9 protein-coding genes, 1 tRNA gene and 1 pseudogene are annotated in these 11824 nt (G+C 34.8%); 5 read left to right on the plus strand and 6 right to left on the minus strand.

The genetic code is table 11. The features are described 5' to 3' along the window. Window positions 1-8 precede the first annotated feature (8 nt). The 3 genes from TY19_RS00990 to TY19_RS01000 all read right to left on the minus strand — a co-directional run bounded on the left by TY19_RS00990 (window position 9) and on the right by TY19_RS01000 (window position 2671). Window positions 9-782, minus strand: coding sequence for an undecaprenyl-diphosphate phosphatase (locus TY19_RS00990; RefSeq protein WP_011175021.1), 774 nt, complete (start codon window positions 780-782; stop codon window positions 9-11). Between the two features lie 140 nt (window positions 783-922). Next, window positions 923-996: transfer RNA gene (locus TY19_RS00995), tRNA-His, on the minus strand. A gap of 121 nt (window positions 997-1117) precedes the next feature. Then, a complete protein-coding gene (locus TY19_RS01000; protein ID WP_042279228.1) occupies window positions 1118-2671 on the minus strand; it encodes a ComEC/Rec2 family competence protein in 1554 nt (517 codons plus the stop codon). Between the two features lie 227 nt (window positions 2672-2898). On the opposite strand from TY19_RS01000, the gene TY19_RS01005 reads away from it, so the two are divergent. The 4 genes from TY19_RS01005 to ptsP are packed head-to-tail and all read left to right on the plus strand — an operon-like array spanning window position 2899 to window position 6745. Then, window positions 2899-3705, plus strand: coding sequence for an SMI1/KNR4 family protein (locus tag TY19_RS01005; RefSeq protein ID WP_039356846.1), 807 nt, complete (start codon window positions 2899-2901; stop codon window positions 3703-3705). 8 nt (window positions 3706-3713) lie between these two features. Beyond that, a complete protein-coding gene (gene hprK, locus TY19_RS01010; RefSeq protein WP_039356849.1) occupies window positions 3714-4661 on the plus strand; it encodes an HPr(Ser) kinase/phosphatase in 948 nt (315 codons plus the stop codon). Window positions 4662-4696: 35 nt separating this feature from the next. Next, the gene (locus tag TY19_RS01015) at window positions 4697-4963 is read left to right on the plus strand and encodes an HPr family phosphocarrier protein (protein ID WP_011175025.1); all 267 of its coding nucleotides are present in this window, start codon (window positions 4697-4699) and stop codon (window positions 4961-4963) included. A 3-nt stretch (window positions 4964-4966) separates the two neighbouring features. After that, entirely contained in the window at window positions 4967-6745 is a 1779-nt protein-coding gene (gene ptsP, locus TY19_RS01020; RefSeq protein WP_011175026.1) for a phosphoenolpyruvate--protein phosphotransferase, read from the plus strand. 155 nt (window positions 6746-6900) lie between these two features. Here ptsP and TY19_RS01025 read toward each other — a convergent pair whose 3' ends face one another. Together TY19_RS01025 and dnaX are read right to left on the minus strand one after the other, a co-directional pair. Next, window positions 6901-7197: a YbaB/EbfC family nucleoid-associated protein gene (locus TY19_RS01025; RefSeq protein WP_011175027.1), complete on the minus strand. Its 297-nt coding sequence runs from the start codon at window positions 7195-7197 to the stop codon at window positions 6901-6903. Window positions 7198-8102: 905 nt separating this feature from the next. Further along, the gene (gene dnaX, locus TY19_RS01030; protein WP_042279237.1) at window positions 8103-9668 is read right to left on the minus strand and encodes a DNA polymerase III subunit gamma/tau; all 1566 of its coding nucleotides are present in this window, start codon (window positions 9666-9668) and stop codon (window positions 8103-8105) included. Window positions 9669-9868: 200 nt separating this feature from the next. Here dnaX and TY19_RS01035 point away from each other — a divergent pair, with 200 nt between their 5' ends. Further along, window positions 9869-11278, plus strand: coding sequence for a DNA recombination protein RmuC (locus TY19_RS01035; protein WP_052354709.1), 1410 nt, complete (start codon window positions 9869-9871; stop codon window positions 11276-11278). A 128-nt stretch (window positions 11279-11406) separates the two neighbouring features. Here the strand turns inward: TY19_RS01035 and TY19_RS01040 are convergent. After that, window positions 11407-11824, minus strand: a pseudogene (locus TY19_RS01040) (transposase); the annotation flags it as partial.

An 11824-nucleotide genomic window follows, 5' to 3' on the forward strand; every position in this document is an offset into this window, starting at 1 on the left:
ATTTGCCTTTACATCTGAAAATAAAGAGTTGTAGCTATTCCAATGAATAGGCAATACCAAGCAAAGTAAACCCATTTATCTTGCGTCATCATTTGTATGACGGCCCATAATGAGGCACAACCAATCATAAAAGAAGTGATAAAACCTGTTAGAAATTGTCCTATTTCTATTGGAGGAATTTCTGAAGCCGGTAACTTTAGAAATTGCCAAATCTCTAAAAATGTTCCGCCTAGAATCGCTGGAATAGCTAATAAAAATGAAAATTGGATTGCGTCTTGTTTATCCCAGCCAAGCAATCTGGCAGCTGAGATAGTAGCTCCACTACGAGAAATACCTGGTAAAACTGCCACAGCTTGAAATAATCCAATCGTTAAACAATCTCTCAATGAATGTTTTTTTTGCATTTGCAAGCGAAAGTAAACACCAGAAAAAAGCAAAGCAGCAGAAAAAAGAAAGCATAGCCCTAAATATTGAGGTTGATCAAATGTTGCTTTGATAGGTTTTAAAATCAAAACAAGGGGAAATAAAGGGAGAGTTCCTAATATAATGTGAAAGATGTGATTGCGCTCTGTTATTAAACTTTGTTTTATCTGTGGCAAGAACATGTAGAGAATAGATCCTAAAGTTCCTAAATGACAAATAAGGTTAAACAATACGTAGCTTTGAAGTTTTTCAAACCCTAGGAAATACTGTGCTAATTCAAGATGGCCAGACGAGCTAATTGGTAAAAATTCTGTCACGCCTTGAATAAGACCTAAAAAAAAGGCTTCCCATATTGTCATAAAAAATCCAGAAGAAAGGCTTTACATTTCGTTTGATAAACGAATTAATTGTGAATAAAATTAGTGTATACCATTCCCAAAAAATAAACACACAAATTTATAAGAGTGAAATTTCGGAAGTTGTTTTAAGATAAAAAGAGGGCGATCGACGGGATTCGAACCCGCGACATTTGGAACCACAATCCAACGCTCTAACCAGCTGAGCTACGACCGCCATTGAAGATACAATATTTTTAGTTAAAGGTTCCATTTTAGTCAATAAAAAAAATTAAGACATTTGCTAAATTTATTCCTGCTAATAATTTTTCGAAACGACATCCAAAAGTTTATAAACTTTAAAAAAAAAGCCATTTTGCTTCATAGTTTTCTTCTGAAGTTTCTTCGTAAAATTGATTGTTAATGATTAATAGTGTTACCAATAAACTCAAGTAACCTATGAGGAAATAAGGATTTATAAATTCCGTCTCGATATAATGATCAATAAAATCAGGCATTTGATAAGTTAATTTGAGAACAAATCCTGTATAAATATCATTAAGGAAAACAATTCCTTTTCCTATAAAGGGAATAAAAGACAAAAATGCCCCTAAAAATAGTAATACTAAGGAAATAGAAACTAAAAAAGGGAAAAAGAGATTATAAAATAATCCGATAACGGGAAACTGTTGAAATAAATAAAGGGTCATTGGCAATGCGACTAAATTAACGGCAATTGTAAGAGCTAGAACCTGCTTGAATAAAGTTAAAATCAAGTATCCATGCTGATTCCATCCATCCATTTCAATAACTTGGTTTAAGCGTCTTTTAGAAATCCAAAGATCTAGCCATCGACTAGCAGGCTGATGGCCTAGTAAAATGGATGCGGTAATGAAAAAACTTAATTGAAAACCTACTGTATTTAGTAAAGAAGGGTCGATGAACAAAATCCCTATGATAGCGATTCCAAGATTGTTAAGAGGTGTAGATTGTTTTTCAAAAATGTCGCTCAAAATGACTAATGAGCTCATAATCCAAGCTCGAACGACAGAGGCGTTGAAGCCTAGAAAGGTAAAGTAGATAGCTAAAAACACTAAAAGTAAAATAGCCTGTATTTTTCGAGGGAAAAGTAGGCGAAGTAAAAAGCTGAGTAAACCAGCCAACATAGCAAAATGAAATCCTGAAATTGCAAGAAGATGTTGAAGACCGAAGCGCGAAAATTCCTCTTTAACCCATGAAACATTCATTTCTCCTGTTGCTAGCCCTGCTAAAAAAAAGCCAGTGATAGAGTTATTAAATTGTTTGCGAATCCATTCAGCAGTTTTCTTTTTCCATTGAAAGCGATGTTCAGTAAATCCCCAATTTTCTTTTAAACCGAGCCAAGGTTCTACATTAGAAACTTTTAGTCGATAATCTCCTTTTCCCGGTTTAGATAATTTACCATGCACAATATATTCTCGTTGCGCTAAAGGCCGTTGAAGAAAGCCACTTTGAGGGATAGAAACAATACATTTGATTTGTTTCGCAATTGAATGATGCGGTGAGGAATCGGGGAAAAAACCCAAAAGAGTGCAGTGAAAATTCCATTGTGTTCCAAAGGGAGAGCGCTGTTTATCTAATGAATCAATTGATAAATGAGCTTTTCCTATTAATCCTTTATCAGGAAGATGAGGAAATTCATAAGAAACCGCTAGAAAAAAATAAATTAATATAAACAGCAAGAGATTTAATGCAAATAATGGACGTATGAATGGATGATAAAAAAGATTAATGCAAAATGGGGTCCAAAAGAATAAGCTTGGAATGAGTACTAAAGCAAAAGAATGAAAAAATGCATATGCCCCTAATATCAAAGAAATTGAATGGAAAAGAGCAGGATGTTTGAGCCAAAAAAAGAGTAACCGATCTAGCATGTTTATATTTTTAGATGTATTAAAAATATTTTTTAGTCTGAGGAAAAATCATAAACTTGATAATAATTATTATAAAAGTAATTCTTCTGCAATTTGACTACTCATCGGAATGTTGATTCTTTTAATTTGAAATCATTTGAAAAAATTCAGAACTGCGGTTAATTAAGACAAATGCAATAGATAGACAATTTTCATTTATCTAAGAGATAATCAAGGATTATTTAATTATGGATCGACACGTTAAAGAGCATTATAGTTGTTACTCAGAAGAATCACCTCAAGGACATTTTCATTGTGTCATTGAGTTAAATGAAAATCCTATGATGGATTGGCAAGAGGCATCTGAAATAGCTCCTAATTTAACTAGAGGCTGGTATGAATTGGCACAATTGCCTGTTCAAGATCGAATTGAATTTACAAAAGAATTTTGGTTAACAAAGCTGCCTTATCATCCTTCTTTAAACGAATTTTTAAATAAATTTTTTAGTAGGGTTGATAATATTGGGATTTTTTTAACTCAGCAGAAGTATGAAGATTCATTTGAAGTCAGTTTTGTTTACAGTCTTATCAATGATGGAGGATTTTTTCATGGTAGCGTACCTGCTAGTGAACAAGAAATTAATGCTTTGCAAAAAGTGTTTCCAGACTATATTCTTCCTTCTGATTTCTTGGCTTTTCTGCAAATACATAACGGATTTGCCAAGTTAACAGATACGGGAATCATCAAATCAATTGAAATGGCTAATGCGTATGAAGTTTTGCAAAAGCTATTAGAAAAAGAGAGTCCCATGACAACAACTAAAGGAGTTGTGGTCTATCCTCGTTCGATTATACCCTTTTACCAATCATTTGGGATGCCTTTTTTTCAGTGTTTTTGGGGAGAATGGTATCCAGATCATGAAATGGGTAATGTTTATTATTCGAATTCGGCAAAAACTATTTTAGATTGTGCGAAGCTGGATGATTGCGTAGAAACAATGGCTTTTGCAACGTTCACTGAGTGGTTAATGTTCTATCTTGAAAAAATCGACTAATTTGGCTCATGTATTTAGTTAAAAAATTATATGAAGAACACGCAAAAAAACTTGGACTTGAGTTGACTGCGGGTAAAAATGGGATAAATAGACGCATTAAAGTTCCAGAGGCTCAAAGACCTGGATTGAGCTTAAGCGGATATCTTAAGTATTATGCTGAAAAGCGAATTCTTATTTTCGGTAAAGTAGAGATCGAGTATATCCGAGATTTAGATTCTCAAATTCGCGTAGAGCGTCTGGAAGCAATTGTTAAGCAAAATACTCCGGCGGTGATAGTGAGTAGGCGTTATCGTCCCCCAAAAGAGCTGCGGGCTATTTGTGAAAAATTAAATATTCCTCTTTTTCGTACAAATTTATCTACCATGAATTTGATGAGCCAATTAACACTACTTTTAACAGAAGAATTTGCTCCTAGTGTTAGTTGTCATGGGTCTCTTGTTGAGGTATTTGGAGTGGGTGTTTTAATTCAAGGGGATTCTTCTGTAGGTAAAAGCGAGGCTGCTCTTGGATTAATTGAAAGAGGGCATCGTCTTATTTCAGATGATATCGTGAAAGTAAAAAAGAAAGAAGGAACATATTTAGAAGGTTCTGGAGTTGCTTTAACGCGCCATCATATGGAAATTAGAGGAATTGGGATTATTAATGTTGCTAATCTTTATGGAGCAGTTTGCGTAAGAGATCAAAAAAGTATTGATATTGTTGTCCGATTAGAGGCATGGCATGATGAACATTTTTATGATCGGATTGGTTTAGACGAAAAATTTACAAAAATTCTAGATATAAAACTTCCGTATTTGACTTTACCTGTTAAGCCAGGACGAGATGTTGTTTTATTACTAGAAACCATGGCTTTAAATCATCGCTTGAAAAATATGGGTTATAACTCGGCTCAAGAATTTACGACAAAAGTATTAGAATTAACGACATCTAAAGTCAGAAACAAAATTTTACCTTAAGGATGCAAATACATTCTAAAAACCAAGGAAAAATTGTGAAACTCGTTTGTAAAGTACAAGTAAAAAATCGCATGGGTCTTCATACGCGACCAGCAACCACGATTGTTAAATTATTGCAAAATTGTAAGAGTGATGTTTATTTTACACACAAACAAGAAACAATTAATGCGAAGAGTATTTTGAGTATTCTCATGTTAGCTGCTAGAAAAAATTCTAAAATTACAATAGCAGTGGAAGGGGAAGATGCAAATGACACCATGGATAAACTGATTGAGGCGTTTGAGTCTCAATTCGGAGAGTAAGTAATGCAGCTCAAGGCTGAAGAGATTATTTTAAAAGGCTCTCCCATCTGCCGTGGCATTGCAATTGGTCAAACATATTTTCTCGATCGTGATGAATTTACTGTTTGTGAAAAGCAGATTGATTCTTCCGATTCTGAAAAAGAGGTTGAACGTTATCGTCACGCCCTTTTTAGAAGTAGGCAAGATATCAAGCGATTACAAACACAACTTGAATCGGAATCAGCACAAGAAGCTATTCTTATCTTGGAGGCTCAGCTAGAGATTCTACAAGATCCTTTATTGACAACTGAAATGGAATTGAATATTCGACAGGCTAATCAAAATGCTGAGTTTGTTTTTCAGCAATCTTTGGTTAAGCTTCAAACTCGCTTTGAATCTTTAAAAGATCCCTTTTTTGCAGAAAGATTTAAAGATTTACAAGATGTCTCACAAAGAGTCTTTAGCTATCTTTATGAAAGTGGAAGTCTGTCTTTAAAAGATGTTCCTTATAATTCAATCGTTTGTGGAGTGGAATTAACAGCTTCGGATACTGCGGAAGCTAAAGTTTACCATGTGGGAGCATTTTTAACGGAAAGCGGAGGAGCAACTTCTCATGCTGCGATTGTTGCTAAAGCAAAAGGAATTCCTTTTATTTCCAATATTAATCTTCATCTAATTAGAGAAAATGACAATCAAACGATTATTGTTGACGGGCGAACGGGTCAAGTGATTCTTAACCCAACGGATGAGACTCTTCATCGTTATGAAACGTTGAAGAGAAAAATGCATACGCAAATTACTGCATTTGAAAACGATGTACATTGGCCGGCTGAGACTTGTGATGGATATACCGTTAGATTATATGGAAATTTAGATGATAGTCATCAAGTTGATTTGCTTAAGCAATTAGGTGGCCAAGGAATAGGCCTTTTTCGGTCTGAATATATTTTTCTTCCTCAAAAAGAAATCCCAGGCGAAGAAGAACAATTCAACATTTATTCGCAAATTGTGAAAAAAATGGATGGCTTGCCTGTCGTCATTCGAACATTTGATTTAGGGGGAGATAAGGCAACCTTTCACGTTCCTTCAACAACTCAGAAAAATCCTTTTCTTGGTTCAAGGGCAACACGGTATTTTTTAAGGGAACAGAAGTTATTGAAAAGTCAATTAAGAGCTATTGTCAGAGCAAGTATTTATGGGCAGGTTCGTATTTTGTTTCCCATGATTGCGACAGTTGCCGAACTAAGAGAAGCAAAAAAAATTCTGCAAGAAGTTTGTCAAGAACTGCACTTTGACCAACATATTCCAATGGGTTGCATGATCGAGGTTCCCTCGGCAGCTATGGTGGTGGATCATTTTGTTAAAGAATGTGATTTTCTTTCGATTGGGACGAATGATTTAGTTCAATATGCCTTAGCAATTGATCGGAAAGATCACTTGTTAAATGATTTTTATGAACCAACTGACCCGAGCATTATACGCTTGATCAAGTTAGTTATTTCTGAAGGAAATAAAGCTCATGTCCCTGTTTCCGTATGTGGAGAAATTGCCTCTGATCCTCGTTTTATTCCTTTATTGCTAGGACTTGGAGTTCAAGAATTATCTGTAGCTCCACGCTATTTACCTGTTATCAAAAATGTTATTCGTAGTACGTATATTGTTGATGCTGTTCAATTGGCGGACTTAGCTTTACATCTGACCACTGCACAAGAAGTTTTAAACTTGTTAATCCAGGAATATCAAAAAAGTGTGCCTCATGATTTATTTTATAATGTATCTTATCCTCCTCAAACATATATTTAAACTTCGGATACAAATTAATTTTGTTTTGAAATTAAGAAAATATTACCTGTAAAATGTTTTCTCCTCTAGCATGGAATTAGGCTGAAAGTTAAAGCATACTTGCAGGTAAAAATTTTATTTTGCTTTTCTCAAATCCGAAAGTGTTAATAAAAATTTTAAGCCAAGAATCCTGGGAATCCGGGAATGGGAGGGCTTTGTTCTTTTAATCGTTTATGAGCATCGGCATGAGCTGCACGAATTAACATCTCTAATCCTTCTAAATCTTCTACGTCGACACATTCAGGTTTGATTTTAACTTGTTTCATCTCTCCATCGCCAGTCAAGGTGATTGTCACTAAACCACTTCCTGCGACACCTACCACTTCAAGATTTTGTAATTCATTTTGAACCAAACTCATTTGCTGTTGTATTAGTCGAGCTTCTTTCTTTTTTTTAGAAAAACCAGTTCCCATTCTTTCTCCTTTAAATATACGTCGTTTAGATTTTCTTTTTTTGATAATTTATCTTACTAATTCACCATTCGAATGAAAGTTTTTTGCTATGAGAGGAAGCAACTCTTTTACCAGATAAAAATTCTAAATTCAAGCTTTGAGATACTAAGCTATTTTCTTTTAAAAAGGGAACTTTCCTAAACATCAAAAAATTAAATTTTTGGTGGATTAATGGTTACTTTTTTGTATTTAAAACAATGTAATTACTTCATTGATATTATTTTTTTTATTTATATTTTATAATATAGATAGGTTTAATTAGAGGCTAGTATGGATTCGCGTTTGCAAACTTACAAACTTCCTCCGGAAATGAGTATTGTTACTAATCAAATTTCTTTTGGCTAATGCAGCCGGACCCTTTTCCGCAGTTCAAAATAAAATTAGCTTAAAATTTGAAGGAGAAAAACTTCAAAGCTTTCTAAAAAAATTGATAACTTAAAACATTCTGCTTCTATTTTTCCCGAGTTTCTTCACCTTTTATTATTTCATAAAAACGACAATTGTATGTTTGTTATGAAAAATCATCCCCCCAATTTTGATTTTTTGCCGGAACAATGAAAACAACGCAAATTACTTTAAAAGAGTGAATTCATAGCTTTAGAAAAAATCAAAAAATCAGCCAGTGAATTTGGAAAAAACATTAGTGATATAGTAGCTCGTGTATTAACTACTTGTTGCTGCTCCTTTTGAAATCATTAAATCTACTTTTTTAATTCCCAGAAGAATTCATAAAAAATAAAATAAATGAAGTTTTAGACAAGATAAAACAAAAGTCAGTATAAATCTTGTACAAGGTAGCAAGAGATAATATTTAGCTCCTAGCGTAGTTCTTAAAATTTTTTCTCTCCATAGACCATATGTTATTTTTAAGCTTTTCTTTGTAATTTTCCTTCTAGCTCAATGGCTGCAAATTGAAAAAGAGTGTCATATTGGTGAACAGGAGTTGGATTATCTCCATTTAATTTAGCGACTAGAGAGGGGGAATCTTTGTTGGGAAGTTTTTGAGTAGATCGCCCTAAATCGGACTGTGTAGGTGTTGGATCTTCGCTGACAAAGTGATCAAATAAAGAACGATTATTTGTTGAAGGGGAAAGTAGCGGGGTAGCAGTTGAAGAATCCAAATTCTTTCCAATAGGAGAGGTCAGATTTTGCGAGGTTTTGTTGTTTGTCAGTGGTACAGGAGGTGTTAAAGGCGGATTTTTTACTTCCGTAGAAAGTGAAGATTGAGGAGTTGATTTCGGTAAGGGAGGAGAGACTGAAGAATTTACAAGAGAGGCTTCTCCTAACATTTGCTCCAGCTCTCCTAGACGTTGAACTAATACTTCGATCGGTAGTCGAAAATGACTACGTATGACATGAAGTAAAATAGCTTCTAATGCAATTTTTCCTGAATGAGTGAAACGAATTTGTTGGGCAGATTCAATTAAATAATCGATTAAATCTAAACATTGTTCTTGGGTATAAAGATGAGCCGCTCTCTCATAAAATTCTTTTTCTTTAGGAGAAATAGTTAGGAGTGGAGAAGTTATGCCTGCTAACTGAATCAACAAAATATGACGGAAGTGATCAATTAAACCTTCAATAAAGTGATTTAAATCTTTTCCTTCAGCAAAAATACGGTAAGCAATTTCAAAAGCCTTTACGAAATTGCCTTCCTTACCCGCTAAATCTAATTCAAAATAAGCTTCTCGAGGCATTAGCCCTAAAATGGACTGGACAGTTGCTGCATTAATTTTTCCTTCAGAAAAGGCCACAATTTGATCAAATAAAGATTCGGCATCTCTCAATCCCCCTTCTGCTTTGTATGCAAGTAATTGCAGTGCTTCTTCTTCAACATCGATTCCAAGTTGATCGGCAATCAATTTTAATTTAATCATGATCTGAGAAAAAGGAATACGACTTAAGTTAAACCGTTGGCAGCGAGATAAAATCGTAGGTAAGACCTTGTGAGCTTCTGTTGTTGCAAAGATGAATTTGACTTTGGGGGGAGGTTCTTCCAACGTCTTAAGAAGGGCATTAAAAGCCTCTTTAGTTAGCATATGTACTTCATCAATGATATAGACTTTATATTGACCGGAGGTTGCTGCGTAACCTACAGTTTCATTAATTTGTCTAATATCTTCAATTCCTCGATGGGAAGCACCATCAATTTCTAGCACATCTAAGGAAGAGCCAGAAGTGATTTCCCGGCAAGAAGTGCATTGATTACAAGGTTCAAAATCTTCTGTAGAATTTTGACAATTAATCGCTTTTGCAAAAATGCGTGCTAATGTTGTTTTTCCTGTCCCTCGAGATCCACAAAAAAGATAAGCTTGGGCAAGTCTTTTAAATTTGATCGCATTTTTAAGAGTTGTTACAACAGCCTCTTGTCCAAATACTTCTTTGAACGTTTGTGGTCGGAACTTTCTGGCAATAACTTGATATTCAGACATGGATTTACATTAAATTTAGTTAATGTCATTGATTTTAATGTGCTGGTTGAATTTATGCAAATATAGAATAGCAGCTCATGGTAAAAAATAAATTTTAAAGTTCGATATTCCTTGGTGAATCATTTCTGAGATTTACAACAAGTTACGATTTATTTGATAAAACTGATACACTATAAAAAAAATTGACTGGATTAAAGAATATGATAGAAATACGAGATTTAGGAATACTTTTTGGCTGTTTATGCGTTTGCCTTCTTTTTATTCTTTTTAAGTTATGGAATTTTTCAAAAATCAAACAAAAAATTTTACTAGAAAAGGAAATAATTCAAGCAGATTGGATGAAGGAGTGTGAAAGAAGGGCGATTGCAGAGGAGAAAAATACACGATTACCCATTCTCGAAGAGCAATTGAGACAGGAGCGTATTGAAATTCAAAGATGGATCAATGAAAATTCTTTCCTAAAGTCTCAAATTGCTGAAAAAGACACTGCTTTAAAAAAGCAAGTTGAATATGAAAAAGAAAAATTATTAATGCATCAACAGACTCAGGAACAGTTAACAGAGTCTTTCAAAGCTTTATCCGCAGATGCTTTAAAAAACAATATCCAATCTTTCCTTGATATTGCGACGGTCAAGTTTGAAAAACTACAAGAAGGAGCAAAACATGACTTACAACTCAGACAAAAAGCTATTGATGATTTAGTTAAACCTATCCAAAGTTGTTTACAAACTGTTGATTTAAAAATGTCAGAGCTAGAAAAAGCACGTCTAGTGGCTTATGCGAGTATGAGCGAACAAGTTCATACATTAGCGAAATCTCAAATACAATTACAAGTTGAAACCTCGAATTTAGTAAAGGCTTTAAGAGCTCCACATGTACGTGGAAGATGGGGAGAGATTCAACTTAAAAGAGTTGTTGAAATGGCGGGTATGATTGAACACTGTGACTTTGTTCAGCAAGAAACTGTTTTTTCCGAAGAAAAGCGATTTCGGCCTGATTTAATTATTAAGCTTCCTAATGCGAAGCAAATTGTTGTAGATTCTAAAGCTCCACTTTATGCTTATCTTGAGTCCTTAGAAGAAAAAGAAGAAGCGCAAAGACTTACAAAGTTAAAAGACCATGCAAGGCAAGTTCGTACGCATATCACACAATTAGCCACTAAATCTTATTGGGACCAATTTCAACAAGCTCCCGAGTTTGTTGTTTTATTTTTGCCAGGCGAAACATTTTTCAGCGCAGCACTCGAGCAAGATCCAGAATTAATTGAATGGGGAGTCGAACAAAAAGTGATTTTAGCAACACCCACTACATTAATTGCTCTTTTACGCTCTGTTGCTTATGGCTGGCGTCAAGAATTAATTGCTGAAAATGCGCAGCAAATCAGCGAACTTGGAAAGACTTTGCATGATCGTGTTCGCATCCTTGTGGAGCATTTTGATGAAATACGACGTGGGCTTGAGCGTGCTGTGGATGCTTATAATAAAACTGTAGGATCGTTAGAAAATCGTGTGTTACCATCCGCTAGAAAGTTTAAAGAACTAGGAGCATCCAGTGGAGAAGATATTCTTTTTTTAGAAACTATCGACTCCACAATAAGAAAATGTCATTAAACTGTCTAGAGTGTCTAGTGTAATACTTAATGGGTAAATGTTTAAATTTGGAGTGCCAAAAAAAGCAAAATAAATGTCTATAAATGCAATTAAGTTTATTTAATTTTTGGTAGTGCTAGATAGTGTAGTCACGAGACTTCTGCCCATATAGCAATACATCTAATATGGACTGCAGCCAAGAATGAGGCTGTGTTCTTTGCATAACGGGTCGCTATTCCTCTCCAGCGCTTCAAATGTAAAAATGCATTTTCCACCAAATGCCTTAACTTATAGAGATCTTTATCGCATTCTCGACCAGTTATGCGATTCTTTCGTGGAGGAATCACCACTTGCATTCCCTGACTTATAGCTTGCTCAACGATTGCGTTGCTATCATATCCTTTGTCTGCCAGTAACCGCTCAGCTGTAAGACCAGCGATCAAATTACTTGCTTGAGTACAATCTGCTGTTGTGCCTTCTGTAATTTTGTATTGAGCCCCCTTTTGTACGACTCATGCTCTGATCACCTCTTTTAGCTCCCGCTGCATGAGGATGCACTTGACAATG

Source organism: Candidatus Protochlamydia sp. R18 (assembly GCF_000648255.1).
GTDB classification, from domain to species: Bacteria; Chlamydiota; Chlamydiia; order Chlamydiales; family Parachlamydiaceae; genus Protochlamydia; species Protochlamydia amoebophila.